Source organism: Streptomyces sp. 11x1 (genome assembly GCF_032598905.1).
In the GTDB taxonomy this organism is placed as follows: domain Bacteria; phylum Actinomycetota; class Actinomycetes; order Streptomycetales; family Streptomycetaceae; genus Streptomyces.
In genome coordinates this window covers 9,711,955-9,737,524 of sequence record NZ_CP122458.1, presented here as the reverse complement: position 1 = coordinate 9,737,524, position 25,570 = coordinate 9,711,955, and the positions used below count along the sequence as shown (strand labels likewise).

The following is a 25,570-nucleotide window of genomic DNA, read 5'->3' as shown; positions in this document are numbered from 1 at the left end:
CAGTCGTCGGAACTCGGGCAGCGTTCCTCGTTCAGCATCCCAGCGTTCCCCCGTGTCCGCCCGTCGCACGGCCGCCGAGGGCGCACGGGGGCTCGGCGGAGTGCCGTCCGGCGTCAGTGGGACTCGCGGCTCACCTCGGAGCCGCTGGAGCCGAGGAGGAAGTCGAGGTCGGCGCCGGTGTCGGCCTGGAGGACGTGGTCGACGTAGAGGCGTTCCCAGCCGCGGCGCGGTGCGGCGAAACCGTCGTGTGTGGCCCGGTCGGGCGTGCGCGCTGCCAGCTCGTCCGCGGGCACGTCGACGTCGATGCGGCGGGCCGCCACGTCCAGGGTGACGACGTCACCGGTCCGGACGAGGGCGAGCGGGCCGCCGGCCGCGGCCTCCGGCGCCACGTGCAGGACGACCGTGCCGTACGCGGTGCCGCTCATCCGGCCGTCGCAGACGCGGACCATGTCACGGACGCCCTGTTCGAGGAGCTTCTTCGGCAGCGGCATGTTGGCGACCTCGGGCATGCCCGGGTAGCCCTTGGGGCCGCAGCCGCGCAGGACGAGGACGGAGTCGGCGTCGACGTCGAGGTCCGGGTCGTCGATACGGGCGCGGAAGTCCTCGATGGAGTCGAAGACGACGGCCCGGCCCCGGTGCCGGAGCAGGTGCGGTGAGGCGGCGGCGGGTTTGATCAGCGCGCCGTCGGGGGCGAGGTTGCCGCGCAGGACGGCGATGCCGCCCTCGGCGACCAACGGTTCGGAGCGGGTGCGGATGACCTCGGCGTCCCAGATGGGGGCGTCGTCGAGGAAGTCGACCAGCGGCCGGCCGGTGACGGTCAGCGCGTCGGGGTCGAGCAGATCGCGGACCTCCCGCAGGACGGCGAGCAGCCCTCCGGCACGGTGCAGGTCCTCCATCAGGAAGCGGCCGGCGGGCTGGAGGTCGACCAGGACCGGCACCCGGGAACCGATGCGGTCGAAGTCGTCCAGCGTCAGGTCGACGCCCGACCGGCCCGCGATCGCCAGGAGGTGGACGACCGCGTTGGTGGAACCGCCGATCGCCGCCAGGGCGACGATCGCGTTGTGGAAGGACGCCTCGGTCAGGAAGGTGCCCGGCCGCCGGTCGGCGCCCACCATGTCCACGGCCAGCCGGCCGGTGTGGTGCGCGGCCTCCAGCAGCCGGCTGTCGGCGGCGGGGGTCCCGGCCAGACCGGGCACCACCGTGCCCAGCGCCTCGGCGACCAGCGCCATCGTCGACGCGGTGCCCATCGTGTTGCAGTGGCCCCGGCTGCGGATCATCGCCGACTCGGAACGTACGAACTGCTCCTGCGAGAGCGTGCCCGCCCGGACCTCCTCCGAGAGTTGCCACACGCCGGTGCCGCAGCCCAGCCGGGCGCCGCGGAAGGTGCCGTTGAGCATCGGTCCGCCGGGGACCACGACCGCGGGGAGATCCACCGAGGCGGCGGCCATCAGCAGGGAGGGGATGGTCTTGTCGCAGCCGCCGAGGAGTACCACGCCGTCGACGGGGTTGGCCCGCAGCATCTCCTCCGTGGCCATCGCGGCCATGTTCCGCCACAGCATCGCGGTGGGCCGCACGTTCGTCTCGCCGAGCGACACCACCGGCAGGTCCAGCGGGATACCGCCCGCCTCGTACACGCCGTTGCGCACCGAGGCTGCGACCTCGTCCAGATGCGCGTTGCAGGGAGTGAGGTCCGAGGCAGTGTTGGCGATGGCGATCTGCGGCCGTCCGGTGAAGGCGTCGCCCGGCACGCCCCGTCGCATCCACGCCCGGTGGATGTAGGCGTTGCGGTCCTGTCCCCCGTACCACTGCGCGCTGCGGAGCGTCACCCGGAGTTCCTTCCGACTATCGGTACGGCGGTCTACAGTCTGGAACGCGATGAAGCATACGCAGGCGTACGGGAGCGCGACAGACCCCGCGGAGGGTGGCCCGACGGGTGCCGGGGGCGGCCGTCTCGTGGGGGCGGACCGGGTGTTGGCGGTCCTGAAGGAGCTGGCCAGGTATCCGGGCGGGGTGGGTCTGGAGGAGCTGACCCGGGTGGTCGGCAGCCCCAAGCCGACGGTGCACCGGGCGCTGGTCGCGCTGCGCCGGGCCGGGCTCGCCGACCAGGACGCGCGGGGGCGTTACGGGCTCGGCGACGAGTTCCTGCGCATGGCCTTCGCGCACCACGAGGCGCGGCCGGAGCACGTCCGCGTCCGCCCGGTGCTGGAAGCTCTGGCCCACCGTTTCGGGGAGACCGCGCACTACGCGGTGCTCGACGGCCGGGAGGTCGTGTACCGGGCCAAGGTCGACCCGCCCGACGGCGCCGTCCGGTTGACGTCGACGGTCGGCGGGCGCAACCCGGCCCACACCACCGCCGTCGGGAAGCTGCTGCTCGCCGGGCGGTTGGGCACCCCGACGGAGGTGGACGCGTGGATCGCCGGCTCGTCCCTGGAGCGTCGTACACCCCGGACGCTGTGCACGGCCGCCGCGCTGCACCGGGAGCTGGCGGCCACCCGCGCCCGGGGCCACGGCGTCGACGACCAGGAGACCGAGACCGGGGTCAACTGCGTGGCGCTGCCGGTGTTCCTGACCTCGCCGACCGTCCCGTCCGGGGCCGTGAGCGTCAGCGCGCTCACGTACCGGACGCCCCTGGCGGCCCTGATCGGCGCGCTCGACGAGATCCGCGCGCTGCTCGGGCCCCTGGGCGAGCCGTATCGATGAGGCCCCGCGCCGATGCGACCCCTCGCCCCGCACCCCGCAGAGACCTCACCGAAGCCCGGCCCGCCGTAGAAGACCCCGTCCCCCGCCCGGCCCCGGGCGCACGGCATCCCACCAGCCCTGGAGAAAGACCCGTGGACCTCATGCGCGCGTTCGTCCTCACCGCCCCCGGCTCGTACGAGGTCCAGGAGCTCCCGGCGCCGGTGGCCGGGCCCGGGGAGGTCGTCGTCGACGTGGAGCGGGTCGGGGTGTGCGGTACCGACATGGAGTTCTTCACCGGCACGATGGCCTACCTCCACCAGGGGCACGCGGCCTATCCGATGCGCATCGGCCACGAGTGGGCCGGGCGGGTGTCGGCGGGCGGGGACGGTGTCGACCCGGGCTGGGTCGGCCGGCGCGTCATGGGCGACACGATGCTGGGCTGCGGCGGCTGCCGCCGCTGTCTCCGGGGCGACCAGCACGTCTGTGAGCGGCGCCTGGAGGTCGGCATCCGCGGGGGTCTGGCGGGGGCTCTGGCGGAGCGGCTCACCGTACCGGCCACGTCCCTGCACGGCCTGCCGGACTCGGTGGACGCGGTGCTCGGCGCGCTGGTGGAGCCGGGCGGCAACGCGCTGCGCGCGGCGGAGGCGGCCGCGACCCGGCCGGGGGACCGGGCCCTGGTCCTGGGCCCGGGGACGATCGGGCTGCTGGTCGCGCTGTTCCTCCGGGCCGCGGGTGCGGAGGTCCACCTCATGGGCGAGAACGCCGCCTCCCTCGCCTTTGCCCGCAGTCTGGGATTCGAGCACACCTGGACCGAGGACTCCCTCCCGGACCTCCCCTTCGACTCCGTCGTCGACGCCACGAACGCGGCCCGACTGCCGCACCGCGCAGTGGAGTTGGTGGAGCCGGGCGGCCGCGTGGTCTACATCGGGCTGGCCGCCGTGCCCAGCCGGATCGACACCCGAGCGCTCGTCCTCAAGGACGTCACGGCCGTCGGTGTCCTGTCCGCCTCTCCCGGACTCGACGCGGCCATCCGCGCGTACGCCACCGGCGTGATCGACCCCCGGCCGCTCGTCGCCGCCACGGTGACCCTCGACGACGTCGGCCCGGTGCTTGCCGGTGAGCGGCCGGCCGGGGCCGGAGCCGGGCCGAAGGTCCATGTCGACCCCCGGCTCCGGCCGCTCCGGCGGGGCGGTTCCCGCCCGTGGGAGGACCCGGCTTAACGTACGGGGAGATCACGATCTGCCCGGGAGTTGGCATGGCCGGAATCCGCCGGAAGAGACCTGTCGAGGCCGTCGACGCCTTCGAGGCCATCGAGCCGCCGCGCAACGCCGAACTGATCCTCGGCGTGCTGGCGGTCACCGCCGTGGTGGAGGCGCTCGGGGTGCTGTCCGGGTCCGAGGTGTGGCTGCTCGGCCTGCTGGTGTTCCTGCCGGGCACGGCCTCCGCGCTGTGCACGGTCCGCCAGACGGCGTTCGTCGCCGCGTGGACCACGCTCGTGGTCACCACCACGGCGGTGGTGCGCAACGTCGACGCCGACCGCTGGCTCGACCGGCTCCTCCTCGTGCTGCTCACCCTCGCCCTGGGCGTGGCGTCGGTGTACGCCTGCCACCGGCGGATCCGGCGCGAGCACGAGATGTTCCGGCTGCGCTCCACGGCCGCGGCCATGCAGCGGCACATCCTGCACCCTCTCCCGCTGCTCACCGGCGACGTGCTGGTCAACGGCGTCTACGAGCCCCTCCAGGAGGACCGGCTGGTCGGCGGGGACATCTACGACGTCGTCGACTCGCCCTGGGGGACCCGGGTGCTGATCGGAGACGTCCAGGGCAAGGGACTGGCCGCCGTGGGCGCCGCGTTCGCCGTGATCGGCACCTTCCGTGAGGCCGCCCATCGCGAGCCCACTCTCACCGCCCTCGTCGACGCCCTGGACGCGGCGGTCGTGCGGCACAACTCCTACGCCGAGCACACCGGTGACGACGAGCGCTTCGTCACCGCCCTCGTGATCGGCATCGACGCGCACGGCGACGAGGTGCAGGCCGTCAACTGCGGGCATGTCCCGCCGCACGTGCTGCACGAGGGAACGGTCACCACGGCCGCGCTGGACTCCGGGGTCCCGCTCGGCCTCGCCGAACTGGCCCTGGAACCCACGATCGTGGGCTGGTTCGCGTTTCCGGAGGGCGCGACGCTGCTGCTGAGCACCGACGGCCTCACCGAGACCCGGGCCGCCGACGGCACGTTCTACCCGGTCGACGAACGTCTCGCCGAGCATCTCGACCTCTCCCCCACCGAGCTGCCCCGGGCCCTGTACGAGGACGCCCGCGCGTACGCGGGCGGCGGCGGCCGGCACGACGACGTGGCCGTCCTGACGGTGCGCCGGTCACCACGCCACTGAACCGGACCGAACCGGGACCGAAGAGGCCTCCTGGCGCCCGATGGCGCCGTCGGGCACGTAGCGGGCCCGGCCCACGGACCGTTTTCTCCGGATCGTCCCAAACCGCTTGCCCGGTGCGGACGCCCTGCTCATCCTTGAGCGGTGACCGATGAGCAGGAGCGGGCCGCCCCCGGTGTCCCGACGGTGTTGCACAGGCTGGTGGACGAACTGGGCCGGGTCCGCGCGCTGGGGCTGCTGCGGCTGCACGAGGCGGAGTTGGAGATGCTGCACGCCTGCGTCGCGGGCCGGACGCCCGGTGCGGAGACAGCGGAGACAGCGGAGACGTCCGCACCGGGAATCCGTGTGGAACCGGAGGCCGTCGAGCGTCTGCTGCACACCGTGGTCCTGGGCCTCGACGGGGCGCTGCTGCGCGACGCGGCCCTCCACTCGTTCGGTTTCGCCTCCGGCACCCGCGACCTGTCGGGCAAGGAACGCCGGGAGCGGGCGGCCCATGTCTACCGGGTCGGGGCGGAGCGGTTCCGCAAGCATCAGGAGAAGCTGATGCTCCAACAGGTCGCGCGTGCGCTCCTGAACGGCGAGGGCCGCGACGCCGCGGCCGTGCCGGGGACCCGGGCGGGTCCCTCCGAGGGTGTCGGCGCGGCACCGCCGTCGGATGCCGTCCTTCCCGTCCGGGCGGGACGCCACGTGGTGCGGACCGCCTTCTCCCACGGGGACGTCCTGGTCACCGTGCATGTGGCGCCCATCGAACTCGTCACCGGCGTGGACGTCCTGGTCTCCTCGGAGAACATCTACTTCGAGATGTCCAAGACGTTCCGCCGCACGGTCTCCGGCAGTCTGCGACGGGCCGGTGCCACCAAGGACTCCGTCGGCCGTATCACGGACGACGTGATAGCACGCCAACTCGCCGCCTGGATGCGCAAGTTCGGGGTGCCCGGTCTGCCGGTGGCGGCGGGCACGGTGGCCGTCACCTCGCCGGGAGCCCTGTCGGCGCAGGGGGTGCGGCGAATTCTCCACGCGGCGGTCGCCACGCCCTCGGCGACGGGCGACGGGTACGAGACCGCGCCCGATGCCGTCGCGGCCGCCGTCCGGCGCGTGTTCCAACTGGCGGCGGCGGAACGCCGTGCGGGCCGTGTCCCGCTGCGGTCCATCGCCCTGCCCCTGCTCGGGGCGGGCCGGGGCGGTCTCGACGCGCGGACCAGCGCCGAGACGGTCGTCGGAACGCTGGAGCAGGTGCTGGGGGCCGATCCCGACTGGTCGGTGCATCTGGTGACACGCAATCCGGTCAGTGCCCGTGCGGTGTTCGACGTGCTGAGCGACAGGCGGCCCTGAATCCGACGTGCGTTTCGTCCGACGCGAGAGAGCACGGTATTCGAATTCTCTCGCCCGGGAATCTCGAATACCGTGCCCTGCTCCTGCCGCATTCCCCCGACTTTCCCCCGCCATTTCCCCGTGTTCTCACTGCGGCCTTCCGATCAGAAGTATGCACGGACGCCAGGGACGCCGGAACCTCTTTTTACCGATCCCCCGAGGAAATCCGGAAAGCTACCGGTTCCCGCCCGGAAAGTGCCCGGGAGGGACGGGCGGGGGCGGGGTGGGGGCGGGCGGTGTCAGGAGCCGATGCCCGGCGCGGGGTCGACCGTCCCGATCTCGACGCGGTAGTCCTCCAGGGTCTCGGCCAGCCAGTTCAGACCGTCCGCGTCGTCGAGGATCCTCGGCGGCTCGTCGGTCTCCGTCAGCAGGTCGTTCTCGGCGGCGGACCCGAAGAGGACCAGGGACTCGTTGGGGCCGTCCAGCCGCGACCGCCAGACGAAGCCGTCCGCCCAGTCCGCCTCGCCGCGCAGCCAGTGCCCCCAGCGCCGGGTGAACGCGTACTCCGTGGGGTCGGACTCCACCAGCCACCAGTCGCTCTGCTGCACGGCGTTGAGGTGGACGATGCTGCTCAGGGAGACCAGTTCGACGTCCCGGGTGAGCCGCACCTGGGACAGGAGTCTGCCGTCCAGTTCCTTCCGCGGCAGGACGCGGGAGTTGCCCTGGCCGTCGAAGCGCAGGGTGCGCACGAACCTCTCGATGATCGCGGTCTCGGGTTTGGGGGCCGCGTAGAGGTACGCGTAGGAATCGTTCGGAGTGCTGTCGAAGCGACCGCCGCCGAAGTGGTGGTCCTGCGGCTCCGGGTTGAAGTGGTGCGCCCGGCGCCGCCGTGAGTGCACCCGGTAGAAGACCTCCCCCGCCCGGCGGACCGCCTTCCTGGCGTTCGCCGTGCCCTTCTCGGGCAGTTTCGCTCCACGAGCCATGTCAGTCGTCCTCCCCCACCACGCTCGCGGCGGCGAGCAGTTGATCGTCCAGCCCCGTGCCGAGCAGGGTCGCCGGCACGGCGTCCAGCCACGGATTGGGCCCCAGCCACCAGTCGGCCACCCCCCACGGGTCGGCCGCCGCGCCGAGCATCGCGTTGATGGCGAGCACCAGGGGCCGGGGGCGGCCCTCGCCGTCGAACTGGAACGCGGGCAGTTGCTCGGGCCCCGCGGCCGCGCGGAGCCTGATCAGTCCGGGCTGGTCGGCCGCGACGCCGAAGAGTTCCGTCAGGTCCGTCTCCGTCAGGGCGGGTTCGGCCAGCAGCCGCTCGCGCGCCGAAGCCCACCGCACGGCGCCCGGCGGTGCGCCACGGGACCCCCGGGCCCCCTCGGGGCCCCTGCCGGGCAGGTCCGTCCCGCCCGGTGCGAAGCGGTCCAGGAGCACGTCGTGCGGCGGCCGCCGGACGAGCGACGAGGAGGTGTAGCGCCGGCTCACCGCCCGCCCCTCGTCGCCCGGCAGGGCCGCGCGCAGATGGGCGGCGACGGCGCGGCTGATCCCCCGCAGCCGTTCCTCGCTCCCGCCCTCGGCGACGAGGTCCAGCAGGACGTCGAGTTGTTCCCGGTCCTCCGGGGCGAGTTTTTCCCGGATCGACTGCGGTTCCGACACGAGCGCGGCGATCAGTTGCTGCTCGTACTCGTCCATTCGTTCCCCTCCTGGAATCCGGAATCCGGATGCGGCCGTACGCTAGTGAGCTACGATCCGATTGGCAATTCGAGAGCCGGTACGGGGAGCATTCCCCGAAGCGGGCAGGGGGATTTCGTGTACACCGGAAATCAGGGAATCGATGATCACTCCGGGGAATCCGGGATGTCGGATCGTTTCGCTCGGATCGACCTCGTCGTACAGTTCCTCGAAGCGGCCGAGGACGCTTTGGAGGGGGAAGGCCGGGAGCACGTCGTGGACCTCCTCGACGAGGTGGAGCGGAACCTGACGGAGCTGACCGACTCCGCCACCGGCCCGGCCGAACTCCGGCTGCTGCTCGGGATGTCCGCCGACGCGGCCAGGCTCCGCTACGCGTACGGCCAGGCACCCGCGGACCTGGACGACACGATCGCGCGCCTGGACCTCGTACATTCCCTGGCCACCGAGGCGTACTCCTCCACCGGGCCCGGCACCCCGCCCGACCGCGCCGACCTGGTGCTCGTCCGCCGCGAACTCGCCCTCGACCTCGCCGAACGCTGGCGCACGAACGAGCCCGGCACCCGGCGGTCGGCCGACGCGGACCGGGTCGTCGAACTGCTCGGCCCGATCCTCGGCGGCCCGGACGTGCGCCACCTGCCGGATGCCACCTTGTGCCGGGCGGTGCTGGGTCTCGTCCTCTCGGACCGCTGCCGCTGCCCCGACCACGACAGTCCGGAACGGCTCGCGGACCGCCGCGCCGCCGTCGGACTCCTGCGGTCGGCACACGACTCCGGCGACCTCGACGCGGACCTGCGCCCCGACGTGGCCTTCGACCTCGCGATGCTGTCCTTGCTCGAACTGGGTGACCGCTACGAACAGTCGACCCCTTCGGACACTCAACCTCCGGATCCTGCGGCCGAGTTCGGTGGCGTGCTCGACGTGTTGCGGCCGCTGCTGAGCGACCCCGGCCCCGGGGGCGGCGACGCGGCCGAGCTGGGTGCGGACGCGTGCGACGCGCTCACACAGTACGACTCCGGTCAGCGGGCCCAGTCGATCGCCGTGGACTGGTACCGGACCGCCCTCGCCCATCCCGCGCTGCCCGAGGAGGCCTCCCACCGGATCGCGACCAACCTGGGGCTGGCCCTGGCGGAGCGGTCCGAACGCAATCGCGCGGCCCAGCACCCCGACGACCCGGCACCGGCCCATGACCGCGCCGAGGCGGGGGCCCTGTGGGAGCAGGCACTGACCCGCCTCCCCGGGACCGGCGAGGCGAGGGTGGCGTGTCTGGCCGGGATCGTCGACCTGCTCTGGATCGAGCTGTCGAACGGACTGCTGGACGACGACGGCGTCGACCGGCTCGCGGCCCGCGCACGTGAACTCGCCTCCCTCGTCGCGCCGGACGACACCGACCGGGCCGAACTCGTCCTCAAGACCGCGATCACCCTGAACCAGCGGGCGATCGACCGCGGAACGCCGTACGCGTACGACCTGTCCAACAACGCACTCACGACCGGCACCGCGGACCCGGCCCTGTCGCCCGCCCAGGCCGAGCCCCGCATGGTGGCGGACCTCCGCGAGGCCATCGGGCTGCTGCGCACGGCGACCGGCCTCTACCACCACGAGGACGAACTCCACCTGGCCGCCCAGTGTGTGCTGGGCGTCGCCCTGCTGCTGGACTTCGCCTGCGCGCTGCCGCAGGTCCGGCACGAGTCCCTCCGCGACGCCCTGCGCATCCTGCGCGTCGTCCTGGAACGCGCCCCGGCCGACAGCGAGTTCCGCGACGAGAACCTGCACGCCTCGTTCCGCACCGCGATGCTCTACCGCGTCTGGTACACGGACCCGTTCACCGCGCCCCAGGATTCCGGGAACCGGCCGGTGCCGGACGTCACCGGGTTCCCCACCGTCGAGGACGATCTGCACCTGCTCGCCGGGCTGCTGGACCCGGCCGCCACGGAGCAGGAGCCGTACTTCGTCTTCCTCTCCGTCATGGTGGGCTTCCTGCGCTCACCGGACGGGATGCCGTCGGCGGCGGACTGCCGCGTCTGGTCGGACCGGTTGCGGCGGGCCGCACCGCTGCTCGAACCGGAGGCCTGGGGCCTCAGGGCCGTGATGCTGGCCGTCGCGGGCACCCTGGGGCTCGTCCTGGACCGTTCGGGAGAGGCCGCGCTCACGGACCGGGCCACCACCACGGCGACGCTCCGTCAGGCCCGAGCCCTGCTGCCGCCGGGATCCGCGACGCGCGTGATGATCGACCAGGCGCTGCGGCAAGGGGCGGTGGCCGACTTCCGGACGCTGCTGGGCACGCTGTTCCCGGCCGCCGCACGCCGGCAACGGGCGGACGCGGCGCCGGGGACCCGGCCGGAGAGCCCCGCACCCGGTGCCTCCGGCCCGGCGGAGCCGCAGGAGGACGAGGGTGCGCTCACCCCGCCCACGATCGACCCGGCCGCGACCGTCCTGCTCGGGGACGGCACGCCAGACCCGTTCGCGCTGCCGTCCGGCCGGGTCGCCGAGATCCTCGGCGGCGACGAGGCCCCGGCGAGCGCGGCCGTGGCCGCCGCACGGGCGCTGCTGCACTACCGCCGCTGGCTCCGCGAGCGCGACGGCCAGGACCTGACGAGCGCGATCGCCCTGGTCCGGCGGGCCCTCTCCACCCCGGACACGGCAGGGGACGCGACGGCGGCCACACACGCCACGACCTCGGGCGACGGCAACGGCAACGGCAACGGCAACGGCAACGGCAACGAGCACGGGGCGACAACGGCCTCCCCGGCGCTGGCCGACCGGTGTGCCGAGTTCCTGGCCCATCTCCTCCTCGACCGGCATGTCCTGCTGGGCGACCACGCCGACCTCGACGCCGCCGTGCACGAGTACGACGTGCTGCTCGACCGCACGCCCGAACACCTCGTCCGTCCGCCGCTGCACACCGTGCTGGCCGAGGCCGGGGATCCGCGCGTGCCGCCGCACATCTTCCGCGCCGCGGAGCCGACGGGCGGCCACGCCCCCTTCAGGGGTGAGCTGTTGTCCGCCGCGGGCACGGCGTGGCTGTTGCTCGCGCGGTCCCGTCGGCGGCCCTCCCCGACGCTGGCCGCCGACGCCGTGCGCGCCTGGCAGGAGGCCGGGCGCACGCTGCCCGCGGACCATCCCCGGATGCCGGCGGTCCGTACGGAACTGGCGGCGCACGCCCTGCGCGAGGCACGCGAGACGGGGAACACCGAGGCGGTCGAGGCCGCCGTGGGCGCCCTCGTCGAGGCCGCGACGGCCTGTCCGGCCGGGAGCCCGCACCGCCCCGCGCTGCGTCTGCGCGCCGCGGCGGCCCTCGCGCGGCGCACGACCGTCGCGGGGCAGGCGGCGCCGGACCGGCTCGACGCCCTCGGTCGGGGCATCGCTCTGCTGAGGGGTGCGGCGGCGGAGGGTCCCCACGAGTTCCACGGGTCGCGCGGGCGGTGTCTGTACGGGCTGGGCACCCTGCTGCTCACCCGGCACCTGGAGTCGGGGCGCCGCGAGGAGTTGGAGGAGGCGGTCGCCGTCCTGCGCGAGGCTCGGGTGGTGCTCAACGCGAGCCCGGGTGACCCCTTCGCCATCGCGCTGATCCGGACGATCGCCCTCGCCCATCGCGCCTTCGGCCCGCAGGAGGCCGAACACCGGCGGCAGTCCCGTGAGACGGGCAGATCGGCGCTGACCGCGTACGGCCGCTCCGTGCTGCTGCAGTCCGGCGCGGACCACGGGCTCGAAGCCGCGCGGGCCATCGCGCCGGACATGCTGCGGCTGGTCCGCTGGAGCCTCACCGACGGGCTGCCCGAGGCGGCGTTCGAGGCGCTCGAACTCGGGCGCGGGCTGGTGCTGAACGCGACGACGATGAACGTCACCGTCCCCGACCTGCTGCGCGAAGCCGGTCACACGGAGCTGGCCGACGCCTGGGTGCGGGCCGCCGTCGACAGCGGCCGGCTGAGCGAGGTGCCCGACGATCTGCGGCGGCGCGTCCTGGAGGCGCTGGCGGGCGGCGCCGCCGAGAAACGGCTGCTGTCCGCGCCCCGTCCGGGGGTGCTCGGGCGCACACTGCGCCGGATGGGGACCGACGCCCTGGTCTATCTCGTGCCCGGCGAGGACGGGGCCTGCGGCCACGCGGTGATCGTCACGGCGACCGGAGTGGTCCGTTCGCTGCGGCTGCCCGGGCTGACCTCGGTGCCCACCGGCCCCGTCGGCGCGTACGACGCCGCTCTGCAGGCCTTTCAGGAGGAGGGCCGTCGGGAGCCGCCCGCCCCGCACCACCCACTGGTCATGCACGAACGCCGTCGCAAGGCGCTGCTCCTGCTGGAGGGCAGGTGGCGGTCGGCTCTGGGACGGCTGTGCTCATGGGCCGGGGAAGTCGCGATGGAACCGCTCCTGGCGGCCGCCGAGGCCTGGTGGCCGGGCCGCGTCCCTCGGATCGTCCTCGCGCCCGTGGGCCCCCTCGGCATCGTCCCCTGGCACGCGGCCCGCCGGCCGGTGTCCACGGCCTCGACCCCGGGTGGGCGGGGGGCGGCGAAGGCCGGCCACGCGTGCGAGCGGGCCGTCATCTCGTACTGTGCCAGCGCCCGCCAGCTCATCGAGGTCGCCGACCGCCCCACGGCCGTCATCGGCCGGGGCGCCGTGGCCGTCGTCGTCGACCCGGACGGCTCGCCCACCATGCACCGTGAGGCGGCGCTCGTCGTCTCCCTCCATCCGCGGGTCACCGTGATCGGCGGCATGGGCGGGGGCCCGGGCACCGGCGGGGCGGCGCTGCCGCCGGAGCCGCGGTCGCTCGAACCGTTCCTGCCGGGACGGGGGCCCTCGCCGACCGCGCTGCTGCACGTCAACTGTCACGCGGACACCGGCACGACCTCCAACGACTCCGTCCTCAAACTGGACGCCACGCACACGGTGTCGGTGCAGGACCTGCTGACCGGCGCCGCGGGCCGCGACCCCGCGATGCCCGGTGGCACGGTGCTGCTCGCCAACTGCACGAGCGATCTGACCCTGAGCGACCACGACGAGGCCCTGACCCTGGCGACGGCTTTCCTGGGCGCGGGCGCCACGGCGGTCGTCGGCTCCCGCTGGGCCATCGCGGACGACCCCCGGACGACTCTGCTGGTGCTCCTCGTCCACCACCACATGAAACAGGGCACGCCACCCCGGGACGCGCTACGGGCGGCCCAGTTGTGGATGCTGGACCCCGACCGGGTGCTGCCCGCCGAACTGAGCGCGTGCGAGGCGCTGTTGACGGACACCACGACCGGGCCGCCGGACGAGCTGGAGATCTGGGCGTCGTTCACGCACCACGGTCAGTAGGGGACGTCAGCCAAGGGTGTCGTCGACGCCCAGATCGCGGCGCATCTCCTGGCGCATGTCCGCCAGGAGTGTCCACGCCTTGCGGACCTCCGGGTCGAACGCGTCCAGCGTCCCGGCGTCCACGGGCACGGCGGCGAGGAACTTCCGGAGCGTCCCGTACCCGCTGTTGAGCTGCCTGCTCGCGGCGCCCGCGGAGACCAGCACGGCGGTCGGCAGGATCAACTGGGCCTCGGCGCAGGCCTCCCGGTGGGCGGCGCGGCGCTCGTCCAGTCGCTGTGCGCAGTCCTCCACCTCGGGGCCGTCCCGCAGGGCGTGGCACAGGTTGACCTGGGCGGTCTGGTACTGCCGGGCGGCGGTGTTGAGGGCGACGCAGCAGGCACGCCGCAGCTCGTGCCGTTCGCGTCCCCGGGCCGCGGCCAGCTCGGCCCGGCGCACCCGCTCGGCGTGCTCGCGCTCCTCGCCCTGCTGCCGGGCCAGCGCCTGGAGTTCCAGTCGTTTGGTGCGGTCCGCCCGGCTCTGCGTCAGCAGGGCGGCGCCCAGTGTGCCGACGACGCCGACCGTGGCGACCGCCAGGGCCACCCACGCCTCCCCCATATCAGGTGTCGCCGAGGACGACCACCCTGCGCGCGGTGCCCGCTCCGGGGGTGGTGGTGGCCGGGCCGGACCGTCCTGCGGGTACCGCGCGTTCCCGGCCCCAGGCGCGGATCTCCTCGATCTGTTCGGGGTTGCTGCGGCTGAGGGGGGCCGTGTTGGCGAAGGTGTCCTCGACGAACGACGCGTCGAGCCGCTCCACCCCGCCGCCGAGCAGGACCTCGGCGCCCACGTCGTGGAGGGCCGACTCGATGTCGGAGCCGGCGAAGCCCTCGGAGAGGTCGACGAGCCGGTCGAGCTGGTCCGGGTGGGGTTCGGCCTTGACGTAGCGCCGGTAGTAGAGGGCGATGATCTCCCTGCGGTCCTGGTCGTCCGGCAGGTCCACGAAGAACAGTTCGTCGAAGCGTCCCTTGCGCAGCAGTTCGGGCGGCAGGCTGCGCACGTCGTTGGCGGTGGCGACCACGAAGACCCGGGAGTCGGACTCCTGGAGCCAGAACAGGAACTGCCCGATGATGCGCTGCTGGACGCCGGAGCTGTCGTGGCTGCCGGCCAGCCCCTTCTCGATCTCGTCGATCCACAGGATGCAGGGAGCGACCCGGTCGGCGGCGTCCAGCGCCTCGCGCATCCGTCCTTCGGACTCGCCCAGGTACCGGCCGTGGATGCCGGCCATGTCCAGCCGGTACAGCGGCAGCCGCCACTGCTGGGCGATGGCCTTCGCCGACAGGGACTTCCCGCAGCCCGGGACGCCGACCAGCAGGACACCGCGCGGCGGGCGCAGCTGGGTGCCGCGCAGGTCGGTGTGGATGAGCCGGTGTTTGCGCTCCAGCCAGCCGCGCAGGTTGGTGAGGCCGCCGACGGAGTAGTCGACGTCCTTGAGGGCGAGACGTTCGAGTCCGGCGAGGTTGTTGAAGATGCGGTCCTTGGAACTGGCGAGGGTCAGCACGTCGGCGGCCTCCACGGACCCCTTGGCGATCAGGGTGGCCATGAGGTTCACCGCCTCGCCCTCGGTGACGCCCTGGAGGAACTCGGCGGCCCGGCGGGCGTCGTGCTCGGTCCAGGCGATGGAGACCACGCCCCGGTGGTCGGTGAGGAAGCCGCTGATGGTGGCGTACATCTCGTCGGCGTTCGGCAGGTCCAACTGCAGGCTCATACCGAGTCGTTGCAGACCGCTCCAGATCGGGTTGTCCGTGATGAGGACGACGCATCCGGCGTGGGTGTCGGCGATCCTGGCCAGTTCGGCGACGTTACGGGTGAAGGGGGTGTCGGACTCCAGCTCGCCGGGGTCGACCAGGACGAGGGTGGCGTGGGGGCGGGCGGCGAACTGGGCGGCGGCGAAGTCCATGGCGCCGGTCAGCGACCGGTCGTCGAGGACGGCCGCTCCCGACCGCAGATCACGCAGTCCGGTGGCTCTGGTGTGGATCCAGAACTGCTGGTTCGCGCGTCTCGGCTGGGTCGCCACCTCCTTGAGCATGCGCAGGGCGCGGGCCTGTTCGATGGTGCGCAGTCCGACGACGGGCACCCGGGCGGTGAGGTAGTTGTCCAGATCACGCTTGCTGTCGGAGTAGTTCGACATGGTGGGTCTCCGGGGTGCCGTTGCCGTCAGTCGGGGGTGACGATGCGCCGTCGTCCGGTCGGCTCGTACCAGCCGGCCGGGGGCGGGGCGGAGGGTTCGGACAGGACGGCGGTGAGGGGGTTGTCGCGCAGGGTGCGGCGCCGGGTCTCGACGGCGTGGGGATCGGCGCCGTCCGCGAGCAGGGCCCGCACACCCCGTTCGAGTTCCTCCTGCAGTCGGCGGGTGTGCTCGTCCATGAGGGTCGCCATGCGGGCGCGGAAATCGGCGGGCAGGCTCGGGTGGGTGACGACGGAGCGGACGGAGCGCAGCACGTCGCGGCCACGGGTAAGGGCCCGGCCCACCGAGAACTCGTCGGCCGCGTCGTTCACCTCACGCACCATCAGGTCCAGTCCGCCCTGGAGGCGGCGGTCGACGGCGGAGGCGATGCGTGCGAGCAACCGCTGCCAGGTGTCGGCGGGCAGGTCGTCGGGGGACAGCGGGGGAAGCTGGAGGGGATCGGGGCGGGCACCGTCGGCCCATTCGTCCAGGGTGCGCGCCCAGCTCAGGTAGTCGCTGTCGCCTCCCCACCGGGCGCGGTTCACAGGTCCCTCTGCGGTCGGCGTACGAGTTGTTCACCGGGCGGCAGGGGGTCCCAGGCCGGGAGGTCGGTCACGGTCCGCCGCAGCCGTCGGGTGACGGGATCGGGCGTGGGCTGCCCCGGCGGCCGGGCCGGTCTTGAGGCCCAGGGGGCGGGTGCGGGGGACGGTGCCGCGGGGCCGGGCGGCGGTGGGGCGGCGGGGTCGCTCTGTTCGGGGAGGTCCGGCGGCTGGGCCGGCCTGGGGGGCATGGCGAGCGGGCGCAGGTGCTCCGGGATCTCCGGTCTGAGCCAGGGCGGCGTCCCGTCCGGCGAGAAGGCGAGATCGTCACTCATGGTCGTTTCCTCTCGGTGGTCTCGGCCACTGCGGGTGGTCCCGGTGGTCTCACTCGCCGGTTCCGACGACGCGGCCCTCGAACGGGGAGGGCGCGTTGGTCGCGGTGTTCAGGGACGCGATGAAGGTGCGGGCCTCGGCCTCGACGAAGTCGGCCGCCCAGTACTGCTGTTGCCAGTCGGTGAGTTCGGCGTGGGCGCCCCGGAGCCGGCCGAGTGCCTCCGCCATGTGCCGGCTGAGCAGTTCACGGGCCTTCTCCTGCGCGGTGCGCCCGGCTTCGGCACGGTTGTGCAGGACGATCCCCCAGATCCCTCCGACGGCGATCGCCGCGAGGAAGGCGAAGCCGACGTTCACGCCGAGGAAGACCATGAGGATGGCGGCGACCGTGGCACCGAGGAGGGCGAGCTGGGAGGTGTAGTTGTAGGCGAGCGACTTGATGTACAGGTCGACGTAGCCGCTCCAGTGCCGGGTCAACGACGCCTCCAGGTCGGGCAGGTCGTCGGTGAGCGGCTTGGTCCAGGTGGTGAGCTTGAAGCGCTGGGTGCCGTGGCTGACGCCGTAGGTGTTGCGCAGGGAGATCTCGATCTTCGGGGGCATCGCGGCCCGGTAGTCGCGGCTGAATCCGGCGTGCGCCTGCGCGAACCACTCCTGGCACGACGCGACGGCCATGCGCTGCGCCGCCGGCGAGGCGCCCACGGCCGTGGGGTCGAGGGCGGCGACCGACTGCACGCTCAGGTAGTTGCGGGTCTCGTCCAGCGCCTCGGACCGCATGTCCACCTCCTGGCGGGCGGCGTCCTCGTCCCCCTCGTGGCGCACGATGGCCTCGTTGAGCAACAGCTCGCGTTGCAGGGGGAGTTCCTCCTCGTCCGAGTTGCGGACCAGACCGTCGAGGATGTCGTCGACGGTGTCCTCCAGGTGGGAGGCGGGCAGGAGTTCGCTCTCCATGAGGGCGCGGAAGCGGGCGAGGAGTGCTTCGTGCGCGCGGGCGCGGGCGAGGAGGTCGTCCAGCACCGGCCACTGCGGGCACACATCGGCCAGGCGCGGGAGGTCGTCGGCGGCCGAGGGGGCGCGCAGGGCGTCGATCTCCTGACGCCAGCGCGCCACCTGGGCGGCGCGTACGGCGTCGTCGTCGAGCAGGCGCTGCCGCCACTCCTCCAGGGTCTCGCCGAGCAGTTGACGTCCCCGCGCCCCGAAGGCGCCCTGGGAGACGCACTCCAGGACGACCTGGAACTCCCGGCCGAGCACCCGGGGGTCCTGGCCCTCCAGATAGTGCCGCAGCCAGCGCACGGACGCGTCCTGCCGCCCCTGTCTGCGCAGGATCAGGGCGAAGAAGAGCGAGGTCTTCGAGGTCGAGCGCCGAAACGCCTCCTCCACGGCCCGCGCGCACAGCGCCTCGTCGTCGCCCGCCCAGGCGGCCAGCCCGACCAGGGCGGGGGCCAGCCAGTAGCGCGGCGTCTGGATCATCAGCTCCTCGCTGACCTGCCGGACCGTCTCCTCCTGGACGAGTCCGGTGTCGAAGGCCTGGAGGATGCCGGTGGCGGAGCGGCGGACGACCTTGTGATGGCCGTAGGTGTGCTCGATCTCGTCGTTGATGCGGACGATCCGGGTCTCGGCGCGCTGGGCGGCGGCGATGCGTTCGGATCTCTCCTTGTACTTCTGGAAGTCGTCGCAGAGTTCTTCCAGGCGGGACCTCGTCTCTGCCTGTACCGCTCTGACCTCTCGGACCCCACCGTCCACCTGCTCGATCTGGCCACCGAGGGAGCGGACGGAGTTGTCCAGCTTGCGTTCCAGGTTGTTGAGGCTGCTGATGATCGGCCCGAGGTTGATGTCGCTCACGGGGGTCTCCGTTCCGTGCCGTGTCGTTCTGGTGAAGCGCGGTCCGCCTGTGCGCCGCTCAGGGCCTGACGACGCTGCCGTCGGGCAGCACGGGCAGCACCAGTCCGTCGGCGTACACCTCGACGAACGCGTACGCGCCCGAGCGGGCCAGCATGCGGGCGGCGTCGAACGGGGGCGGCATCACGTCGTGTGCCGCGCAGTGCCCCAGGATCCGCCCGTCCAGGCCGAGCCGATGGTCCACGTAGGGAGAACCGAGCAGGCAGGGCGCGACGAATCCCACGGGCACCGGCGCACCCCGGCTCACGTACTGCTCGTGCAGCCAGGAGGCGATGTCCCGGACCGAGGCGTCGTCCACGGCGGCATCCAACCGCCGCAGCCGGCCGAGGAGTTCCGGCGTCCGGGTGGCGAACAGTTGCCGGGTCGCGGCCGGCCCGGTCGCGGCCGGCGCGGCGATCCGGGCGCCGCTGTACGGGACGAACGTGCCCGGCGGGACGACGACGCGGCGAGGCCGCTCAACGGAACCCATGAATGCCCCCCCTGCTGAACATGGACCGACAGGCGTCCCTTCGGTGACGCTCGGTATCCGAAGGGTAGTGACGCCTCGTCAACTACGCCTAAGTTGAGCGATATTCATCGACAATGACCGTTTACTACCCGGATAAGTACCGGATAACTACCGGGCGGCCCACCGCGACCGACGCCGGCTCAGTGCGGGACGAGCTGATCGGCCAGGCGGTGGGCCTGGGCCAGCAGCGTCCCGTACGTCACCAGCGCGTCGGGGTCGTCGGCGACGGCGGGCAGCCGGCCGCGGAAGTCGTCGAGGGTGCGGTGGAGTTCCCCGACGACCTCGCGCAGCTCCTCCGCGCCGGCGTCGTCGTGACCGCCCTGGGCGAACCGGGTCCGTCCGTAGAGGCTGACGGCGCGGGCGGTGCGGTACAGGAAGTCCGCGTAGGGCCGGGCGATCGCCTCGGCCGGACGCGCGGCCTTCCCCCCGCCGTCGGAGACCTCCCACACCGTCCGGGTCACGCCCGAGGTGTGGACGGCCACATGGTCGAGCACGGCCAGTGCGTCGGCGTACGCCTTGCCGGGCGGGGCGACGGCGTGCCTGCGGCGCCCCCATGGGTTGACCCGCATGCTCTCCTTGCTCCAGCCGATGGCCTGCCGCGCCTGGTCGACCAGCCGCCCGAGCCGCAGTGCGCGCTCGTGCCACTCCCCCGCCTGGTGCCCTTCCCACTTCCCGGCGGCCAGCCCTTCCGCGACCGCGTCCAGGATCGCCTCGGCCTCCCGGGCCGCGTCCCGGAGCGCGGCGCGAGTGTCGCGCAGATACACCGGGGGCCTGATCAGCGCGTTGACCGCGACACCCACCACCGCGCCGAAGACCGCCTCCGCGATGCGGGCGGCCGACGCGGCGACGGTGACCTGGCCGCCGGTCAGCACGAAGAGCGCGCCCGTGGCGGCGTAGACGCCCTGGCTCCCCAGCCGTTGCCACTGGCCCAGCACCAGCACCGTCGGCAGCACCAGGGCCGTCGTGACCAGCGTGTGGTCCACTGCCAGGGCCACGCCGGTGGCCACCACCGTGCCCACCGCGATGGCCCCGAGCTGCTGCAACCCGTGGGCGAGCGACCGGAACACCGTGGACTCCACCAGGACGACCGCCACCCAGGGCGCCACGAACGCCATGGGAGCCGCGAGCCACCAGCCCACGACCGCCCACGCCAACCAGGCGGCCAGCGCCGCCTTGCCGGCCTGCGCCACCAGATCCCGTTCACGCCCCGGTCCGGCCCACGCCAACCGCACCGTCCGTACGGCCGCCGCGCCACGCCGCCGTGTCGCCCGCATCACCCTGCCGGTCCACTCCATGCCCCACCAAGTGCCACGACAGCGGCGACCCGCACCTCCCGATCGTGATTCCGCGGCGGACGGCCACGGTGGACGGTTTGGACCGGCACCGCCTTGGTCCGGCATCGGCTGGGTCATCGTCCTCGGCTTGGTCCGTCATCCGCTTGGTCCGTCATCCGCTTGGTCCTCGTCATCGTGGGCACGCGATGCGTGCAAGCACGGCGCGCGGCCCGGCCGACGGCGCCCCGCCGTGGACAGCGCCGGCGAAAGGCACACACCTTGCCGTCCCAGCACGAACAGCCCGCACCGCAGGTCACCGCCGAGCCCTCCCCGCCCTACGACTCGGACAAGCGGCGACGGCCCGGTCTGGAGGCCGACATGCGCACCGCGCCGCCGGAGAACCGAAGGACAAGGTCGCGCTGATCACCGGCGGCGACTGCGGCATCGGACGGGCGGTGGCACTGCTCTACGCCCGGGAGGGCGCCGACGTCGCCGTGGTCCATCTGCCGGAGGAGCGCGTGGACGCGGAACAGGTACGGCAGGAGGTGGAGGAGCAGGGCAGGCGCTGCCTGTTGCTGCCGGGCGACCTCAAGGACACTGAGTTCTGCCGGGAGACCGTGGAGCGGACCGCGGACCGGCTCGGCGGGCTGAGCATCCTGGTGAGCAACGCCGCCCACCTCAACAGCAAGCTCGAACGGGAGCAGCTGACGGCCGACGACTTCGACCGGACGTTCAAGACCAACATCTACGCGTACTTCCTGGTCATGGCCGCCCTGCCGCATCTCGACCCGGGCGACGCCGTGATCGCCACCACCACCGAGGAGGCGCTCAAGGGCAGCACGACGATGATCGACTAAGCGGCCTCCAAGGCGGCGCTGATCACCCTCACCAAGTCGATCGCCCCGCATCTGGCCGAGCGCGGCGTCCGCGCCGACGTGGTGGCCCCGGGTCCGACCTGGACCCCGCTCAACGAGGCGGACCAGCACATGCCGCCCGAGGGTCTGGCTCGGATCGGCAGCGAGGCGCCCCTGGGCCGCGAGGCCCAGCCGGAGGAGATCGCGCCGACCTACGTCTACCTGGCCTCCGACGCCCGACTCCAGCTACACGGTCGGCGAGGTCATCGCCGTGACCGGCGGCATCGTCGACACCCGGTGACCCGGGCCCACCGTGAAGACGGTGGCGTACCGCGCGCCGCCCCGGGAAGGCGGCTGTCGCAGCCGCCTCTCCACGGGGTCGCGTGCGAGGCTTGGTACGTCGAAATCTCCCAGGCCGGGCGAAACGGAGGACGGTGTGGACTGGGATCGGTTCGCCCAGCAGATGGCGTCGATGGCGCGCGACCTGCTGGCACAGCCTTCGGTCGACTCCACACTGGAGCGGATCACGGCCTCGGCCACCGAACTGGTGGAGGGCTGCGACGCGGCCGGCATCCTCGTGCTGCACGGCACGTCCGCGGAGACTCTCGCTCCCACGGACCAGCTGGTCGTCGACAGCGACCGGCTGCAGGAGCGGCTGCGGGAGGGGCCCTGTTTCGACGCCGCCCGCGATTCGGAGGGCGAGCGGGTCTTCCGTATCTCCGACTTCACCGCCGAGCAGCCGCGCTGGTCGGCCTACGCCCCGCAGGCCCGCCGTCTCGGGGTGGGCAGCATGATGGGCTTCCTGCTCTTCACCGAGGAGGAGGACCTCGGCGCCCTGAATCTCTACTCGCGCAGGCCCGGCGCGTTCACCGAGATCAGCGAGTTGGCCGGCTGGCTGCTGGCCTCGCACGCGGCGGTCGCCTTCTCCAGCGCGCGCACCCATGCCCAGCTGGAGCGGGCCGTCGCCACCCGCCATGTGATCGGCGAGGCCATGGGCATCCTCATGGGCAGCCACCAGCTGACCGAGGAGCAGGCGTTCGACGTACTGCGCCGCTTCTCGCAGGAACACAACATCAAGCTCCGCGAGGTCGCCCGCCGGGTCTGCGAGCAGGGCAGCCTCTGATGTCACGGCGCGTGGGCCGGCCCGTGTCACCAGGGCGGATGGGCCCCTGACGCGTCCAGGGGACGGCTCCTCCGGCACGTTGTCAGAACCAGAGAAGCCTGGCCGGGCCGACCCCCAGGGGAGCGCCGTCGAACCCGGCCTTCCCACCGGGTCCCCCCGCCTCGGCTCCCCACACCCCGGAACCGCCGACCACTTCCGACGGGTTCGGCCACAGCCGGGGCCGCCGGTCCGTACGGCGTCGAGCAGGCAGGTTCGGGTACCCGGCACGGGCACGCGGGGGCGACCGTCCTCCGCCCACCCACCCGACGAAGGGCCGTACCCATGAACGACGACGTGCGGAACCCGGTCGAGCGTCACCCCCGGCCGGATCTCCCCCAGCAGGACCAGGACCATCCCGGCTGGACCGGCCCGATGGACCGGCCCGATGGACCCGCCGCCCGACCACGGGGAGGACTCCTACCGGGGCAGCGGACTGCTCCAGGACCGCAGGACGGTACTGACCGGAGGGGACTCCGGTATCGGCCGCGCGGTCGCCCTGGCGTACGCCCGGGAGGGCGCGGACGTCCTCTTCACCCATCTACCGGAGGAGGCCGAGGACGCCCGGGAGACGGTCCGGCTCGTCGAGGAGGCCGGGCGCAAGGCGATCGCCGTCCCCTGCGACGTACGCGACGAGGAGCAGTGCCGTCGCCTGATCGAGCGGGCGGTCGACGAGTTCGGCCGGATCGACGTGCTGATCAACAACGCCGCGTGCAAGATGGCGCAGTCCGACGGCATCGGCGCGATGACCACGGAGCAGTTCGACCGGGTGGTGCGGACGAACCTCTACGGCATGTTCTGGCTGTGCCGGGAGGCCCTGCCGCACATCCCGGCGGGCGGCTCGATCATCAACACCACGTCCGTGCAGGCGTACAAGCCGAGTCCGCACCTCCTCGACTACGCCATGACCAAGGGCGCGATCGTGACGTTCACTCAAGGGCTGGCGCAGATGGTCGCCGCGGACGGCATCCGGGTGAACGCGGTGGCGCCGGGACCGGTGTGGACACCGCTGATCCCGGCGACGCTCCCGGACACGAAGGAGTTCGGCAAGCAGGCGCCGCTCGGCAGGCCCGCCCAACCGGCCGAGATGGCACCGGCGTACGTGTTCCTCGCCTCCGACCGGGCGAGCTTCGTCACCGCGGAGATCCTCAACGCCACCGGCGGCACCCCGCTGCCCTGAGGGCCGTTTGGGCGCTCCGGCACCGGGCACCCGTGGGCGCGACAGCAGGAAGCGGTTCGCCTTCGGGTTCGGAAAGAAGATGAGATGCCGTGAGCACGCACACCGTCGGGAAACTCGTCGTCCGCGAGAGCGGCTGGGCAGAGGCCCGGCGCCGACACGGGAAGGGTGTGCGCCTGTGCCTGCCGGCCGTGACGGACCGGGAGCGCACGCAGGCGGCGGGGGCCGGGACGGACTCGCACATCGTGAAGGGTGACGACTGACGACGGACGTCGACCCACGTGACGTCGACCCACGTAGCGAGCGCGGCGAGTCCCGAACGAGGTGGACAACGAGGTGGACGAGGTAGGCAGAGGCGGACGGCGGCGGGCCGGTGGCCACCAGGTGATCCTGGTCCCCACCGGCCCGCCGCCGTCCGCCTCGTCGGTCGCGTGGTCAGTCGCGTGCCACGTCAGTCGTCCTTGCCCCGGCCGGACAGCGCGTCCCGCATGCGGTCCATGAGGCCCATTCCGGGGGCGAGCAGCTTGTTGGCCGGCGGGGTGTCCGGGGCCGCCGGGTGCGGCCGGGTCGGGGCCGTCTTCTTGGCCGTGCGGACCTTGTCCCCGAGACTGTTCAGGGCGTCCGCCGAGCAGGCCGCGCGCAGCCTGGGCAAGAGGTTGTTCTCCTCGTCCTGGATGTGCGACCTGATCTCGGCCATCAGCTGGGTGGCCAACAGGTCGAAGTCCGGGTCGTCGGCCTCGCACCGCTCCAGCGCCTTCATGGTGCGCTCGGCCTCGGCGTGGTCCTCCAGCTCACGGTCGGCGATCGCGTCGCCGTCCGGCAGGTGCTCGCGTACGGCCGGGTAGAGGTATGCCTCCTCGGCGACCGAGTGACGCACCAGCTCGATGGTGACCTGGTCCATGTGCTGCTTGCGCTGGGGATCACCGGAGGGCAGTGCCTCGATCCGGACGAACATCTCCTCCACTTCCCCGTGGTCCGCGGTCAGTTCGTCGATGACATCTCCGCCGTGTCCCATGTCTCGCGCTCCTCTCCTCGCTACGACGCTTGCGCCATCCGTACCCGCGAGCCTCGTCGGGCCCCCGGCGCGACCCCGAGTACCCGCGAACGGCCCAGCCACGCGGCCCTCCTGGAATGTCCCCCGACGGACGTTCGCCGCGCTCAGTGCCGTGTCGGCGGGCGAACCGCACCGGCACGGCGGTGGCCCGCTGCCGACCGCTACGACCGGGCGGGCTGGTCGGCGATCAGCAGGGTGCAACCGGCGGGGCGGAAGCCCAGACGGGAGTAGATGCGGGCCACGGTGTCCTCGGCGTAGGCGAGGAAGACGGTGCGCACCCCGTGGTCGCGGGCGTGTGCGACCAGGGCCGCCGTGACGGCTGCGGCCAGGCCCTGCCGGCGGGCGGTGGGCAGGGTGCCGACGCCGCCGATCTCGGTGGTGCCGTCCATCGGATGGAAGTGGCCGACGGCCAGCGGCGTACCGTCCGGGGCGATGGCGGCGACGAGCGCCTTGTGCCCGGCGCGGAGCACGGGGCGGACCGTCTCCACGGTGCCGTCCGCGATCAGTTCCCGGGCCACCGCCGCCAACTCCGCTCGGCCGGCCGCGCCGACGGCGGTGCCCTCCTCCGCGAAGGCCAGCCGCGGCAGGGCGAGGGCCGCGGGCAGCACGGGATCGTCGGCGGTCAGCGCCCGGAGGGTCACACCTTCCGGCACCGGGTGCGGGGCGACTCGGTGGGACGGGTCCAACGCCATCAAGGGGCGTTCCAGCACCGGCAGTCCGGAGTCCTCGATCGCGGTCCGCAGCGCCGGCGCCGACTCGGCCAGCCACTCGAACGCCTCCGGGACGCCGAGTTCACGCTGTCGGGCCCGGACCCGTGCGATGTCGGCGGCACCGATCGCCGCGGCCCTTCCCACCATGGGCTGGGCGTGACCGGGCCCGCCGTAGTAGGGAGCGCCCGGCTCCTTGCGTACGAAGAGCCGCAGCGGCCCGAACTCCTCGACCTCCGCGAACCGCGACGGCACGGTGGTGTAGTACCGCTCGATACGGGCCCGCAACGATTCGCTCACGGGCCGCATCCCACCACGGGGCGGCGCCGTCCCGCATCCGGATTCGTGGGCGGTGGTGGGCAGTTGGTCGTCGGGGGGCCGTTGGCGTGCGAGACACACCGGCCCGAAGGGGCCGAACGCACGCCCATTACGATCTCCGGAGTCGAACGCGCGGGGGGTGCGTGAGCGGGTGCACCACTCCGCGTGAGCGGCGAGGCCATGTTCGTACACACTCTCGAAGGACGCTG

General features: G+C 73.0%; 20 protein-coding genes and 2 pseudogenes. 10 read left to right on the top strand and 12 right to left on the bottom strand.

Annotation, left to right across the window (positions count from 1 at the left end):
• Window positions 1-113 precede the first annotated feature (113 nt).
• A complete protein-coding gene (locus P8T65_RS42815; RefSeq protein ID WP_316730840.1) occupies window positions 114-1,826 on the bottom strand; it encodes an IlvD/Edd family dehydratase in 1,713 nt (570 codons plus the stop codon).
• Between the two features lie 49 nt (window positions 1,827-1,875).
• Here P8T65_RS42815 and P8T65_RS42810 point away from each other — a divergent pair, with 49 nt between their 5' ends.
• The 4 genes from P8T65_RS42810 (at window position 1,876) to P8T65_RS42795 (ending at window position 6,397) form a co-directional block, all read left to right on the top strand.
• Window positions 1,876-2,700 carry an IclR family transcriptional regulator gene (locus P8T65_RS42810; protein ID WP_316730839.1) on the top strand — a complete coding sequence of 275 codons (825 nt, stop codon included), beginning with the start codon at window positions 1,876-1,878 and terminating at the stop codon, window positions 2,698-2,700.
• 140 nt (window positions 2,701-2,840) lie between these two features.
• The gene (locus P8T65_RS42805; RefSeq protein ID WP_316731901.1) at window positions 2,841-3,899 is read left to right on the top strand and encodes an alcohol dehydrogenase catalytic domain-containing protein; all 1,059 of its coding nucleotides are present in this window, start codon (window positions 2,841-2,843) and stop codon (window positions 3,897-3,899) included.
• A 35-nt stretch (window positions 3,900-3,934) separates the two neighbouring features.
• Window positions 3,935-5,068 (top strand): PP2C family protein-serine/threonine phosphatase, encoded by a 1,134-nt coding sequence (locus tag P8T65_RS42800; protein ID WP_316730838.1) that lies wholly within the window; start codon window positions 3,935-3,937, stop codon window positions 5,066-5,068.
• Between the two features lie 141 nt (window positions 5,069-5,209).
• The gene (locus tag P8T65_RS42795; RefSeq protein ID WP_316730837.1) at window positions 5,210-6,397 is read left to right on the top strand and encodes a macro domain-containing protein; all 1,188 of its coding nucleotides are present in this window, start codon (window positions 5,210-5,212) and stop codon (window positions 6,395-6,397) included.
• Window positions 6,398-6,675: 278 nt separating this feature from the next.
• Here the strand turns inward: P8T65_RS42795 and P8T65_RS42790 are convergent, their stop codons facing one another.
• Entirely contained in the window at window positions 6,676-7,359 is a 684-nt protein-coding gene (locus P8T65_RS42790) for an RES family NAD+ phosphorylase (RefSeq protein ID WP_316730836.1), read from the bottom strand.
• A gap of 1 nt (window position 7,360) precedes the next feature.
• A complete protein-coding gene (locus tag P8T65_RS42785; protein ID WP_316730835.1) occupies window positions 7,361-8,059 on the bottom strand; it encodes a DUF3168 domain-containing protein in 699 nt (232 codons plus the stop codon).
• Between the two features lie 165 nt (window positions 8,060-8,224).
• Here P8T65_RS42785 and P8T65_RS42780 point away from each other — a divergent pair, with 165 nt between their 5' ends.
• On the top strand, window positions 8,225-13,345 hold the full coding sequence (locus P8T65_RS42780) for a CHAT domain-containing protein (protein WP_316730834.1): 5,121 nt from the start codon (window positions 8,225-8,227) through the stop codon (window positions 13,343-13,345).
• Window positions 13,346-13,351: 6 nt separating this feature from the next.
• On the opposite strand, the gene P8T65_RS42775 is transcribed toward P8T65_RS42780, so the two are convergent.
• The 7 genes from P8T65_RS42775 to P8T65_RS42745 all read right to left on the bottom strand — a co-directional run bounded on the left by P8T65_RS42775 (window position 13,352) and on the right by P8T65_RS42745 (window position 20,113).
• Window positions 13,352-13,924 carry a hypothetical protein gene (locus P8T65_RS42775; protein WP_316730833.1) on the bottom strand — a complete coding sequence of 191 codons (573 nt, stop codon included), beginning with the start codon at window positions 13,922-13,924 and terminating at the stop codon, window positions 13,352-13,354.
• A gap of 16 nt (window positions 13,925-13,940) precedes the next feature.
• The gene (locus P8T65_RS42770; RefSeq protein ID WP_316730832.1) at window positions 13,941-15,509 is read right to left on the bottom strand and encodes an AAA family ATPase; all 1,569 of its coding nucleotides are present in this window, start codon (window positions 15,507-15,509) and stop codon (window positions 13,941-13,943) included.
• A 26-nt stretch (window positions 15,510-15,535) separates the two neighbouring features.
• The gene (locus tag P8T65_RS42765) at window positions 15,536-16,090 is read right to left on the bottom strand and encodes a hypothetical protein (RefSeq protein ID WP_316730831.1); all 555 of its coding nucleotides are present in this window, start codon (window positions 16,088-16,090) and stop codon (window positions 15,536-15,538) included.
• Complete coding sequence (locus P8T65_RS42760) at window positions 16,087-16,419, bottom strand: hypothetical protein (RefSeq protein WP_316730830.1); 333 nt, start codon at window positions 16,417-16,419, stop codon at window positions 16,087-16,089. Before P8T65_RS42760 ends, P8T65_RS42765 begins: the two co-directional genes overlap by 4 nt.
• Window positions 16,420-16,468: 49 nt before the next feature.
• Complete coding sequence (locus P8T65_RS42755) at window positions 16,469-18,253, bottom strand: hypothetical protein (RefSeq protein WP_316730829.1); 1,785 nt, start codon at window positions 18,251-18,253, stop codon at window positions 16,469-16,471.
• A gap of 58 nt (window positions 18,254-18,311) precedes the next feature.
• Window positions 18,312-18,779, bottom strand: a complete 468-nt coding sequence (locus tag P8T65_RS42750) for a hypothetical protein (protein WP_316730828.1) — start codon at window positions 18,777-18,779, stop codon at window positions 18,312-18,314.
• A 179-nt stretch (window positions 18,780-18,958) separates the two neighbouring features.
• A complete protein-coding gene (locus tag P8T65_RS42745; protein WP_316730827.1) occupies window positions 18,959-20,113 on the bottom strand; it encodes an aromatic acid exporter family protein in 1,155 nt (384 codons plus the stop codon).
• A 258-nt stretch (window positions 20,114-20,371) separates the two neighbouring features.
• On the opposite strand from P8T65_RS42745, the gene P8T65_RS42740 reads away from it, so the two are divergent.
• The 5 genes and pseudogenes from P8T65_RS42740 (at window position 20,372) to P8T65_RS42715 (ending at window position 23,545) form a co-directional block, all read left to right on the top strand.
• The gene (locus P8T65_RS42740) at window positions 20,372-20,515 is read left to right on the top strand and encodes a hypothetical protein (protein ID WP_316730826.1); all 144 of its coding nucleotides are present in this window, start codon (window positions 20,372-20,374) and stop codon (window positions 20,513-20,515) included.
• Between the two features lie 32 nt (window positions 20,516-20,547).
• Window positions 20,548-21,126 (top strand): annotated as a pseudogene (locus P8T65_RS42735) (SDR family oxidoreductase); the annotation flags it as partial.
• Between the two features lie 256 nt (window positions 21,127-21,382).
• Window positions 21,383-22,069 carry a GAF and ANTAR domain-containing protein gene (locus P8T65_RS42725; RefSeq protein ID WP_399102498.1) on the top strand — a complete coding sequence of 229 codons (687 nt, stop codon included), beginning with the start codon at window positions 21,383-21,385 and terminating at the stop codon, window positions 22,067-22,069.
• Window positions 22,070-22,390: 321 nt separating this feature from the next.
• Window positions 22,391-23,285: pseudogene (locus P8T65_RS42720) on the top strand (SDR family oxidoreductase).
• Window positions 23,286-23,374: 89 nt separating this feature from the next.
• On the top strand, window positions 23,375-23,545 hold the full coding sequence (locus P8T65_RS42715; RefSeq protein ID WP_316730824.1) for a hypothetical protein: 171 nt from the start codon (window positions 23,375-23,377) through the stop codon (window positions 23,543-23,545).
• A gap of 188 nt (window positions 23,546-23,733) precedes the next feature.
• Here P8T65_RS42715 and P8T65_RS42710 read toward each other — a convergent pair whose 3' ends face one another.
• On the bottom strand, window positions 23,734-24,297 hold the full coding sequence (locus P8T65_RS42710) for a hemerythrin domain-containing protein (RefSeq protein ID WP_316730823.1): 564 nt from the start codon (window positions 24,295-24,297) through the stop codon (window positions 23,734-23,736).
• Window positions 24,298-24,497: 200 nt separating this feature from the next.
• Complete coding sequence (locus tag P8T65_RS42705) at window positions 24,498-25,352, bottom strand: GNAT family N-acetyltransferase (RefSeq protein WP_316730822.1); 855 nt, start codon at window positions 25,350-25,352, stop codon at window positions 24,498-24,500.
• Window positions 25,353-25,570 lie beyond the last annotated feature (218 nt).

Bases quoted from the DNA above. Each gene is read 5' to 3' on its own strand.
- P8T65_RS42770 (WP_316730832.1), bottom strand. From the start codon at position 15,509: ATGTCGAACTACTCCGACAGCAAGCGTGATCTGGACAACTACCTCACC.
- P8T65_RS42805 (WP_316731901.1), top strand. From the start codon at position 2,841: ATGCGCGCGTTCGTCCTCACCGCCCCCGGCTCGTACGAGGTCCAGGAG.
- P8T65_RS42810 (WP_316730839.1), top strand. From the start codon at position 1,876: ATGAAGCATACGCAGGCGTACGGGAGCGCGACAGACCCCGCGGAGGGT.
- P8T65_RS42750 (WP_316730828.1), bottom strand. From the start codon at position 18,779: ATGGGTTCCGTTGAGCGGCCTCGCCGCGTCGTCGTCCCGCCGGGCACG.
- P8T65_RS42785 (WP_316730835.1), bottom strand. From the start codon at position 8,059: ATGGACGAGTACGAGCAGCAACTGATCGCCGCGCTCGTGTCGGAACCG.
- P8T65_RS42760 (WP_316730830.1), bottom strand. From the start codon at position 16,419: ATGAGTGACGATCTCGCCTTCTCGCCGGACGGGACGCCGCCCTGGCTC.
- P8T65_RS42780 (WP_316730834.1), top strand. From the start codon at position 8,225: ATGTCGGATCGTTTCGCTCGGATCGACCTCGTCGTACAGTTCCTCGAA.
- P8T65_RS42705 (WP_316730822.1), bottom strand. From the start codon at position 25,352: ATGCGGCCCGTGAGCGAATCGTTGCGGGCCCGTATCGAGCGGTACTAC.
- P8T65_RS42790 (WP_316730836.1), bottom strand. From the start codon at position 7,359: ATGGCTCGTGGAGCGAAACTGCCCGAGAAGGGCACGGCGAACGCCAGG.
- P8T65_RS42745 (WP_316730827.1), bottom strand. From the start codon at position 20,113: ATGGAGTGGACCGGCAGGGTGATGCGGGCGACACGGCGGCGTGGCGCG.
- P8T65_RS42800 (WP_316730838.1), top strand. From the start codon at position 3,935: ATGGCCGGAATCCGCCGGAAGAGACCTGTCGAGGCCGTCGACGCCTTC.
- P8T65_RS42710 (WP_316730823.1), bottom strand. From the start codon at position 24,297: ATGGGACACGGCGGAGATGTCATCGACGAACTGACCGCGGACCACGGG.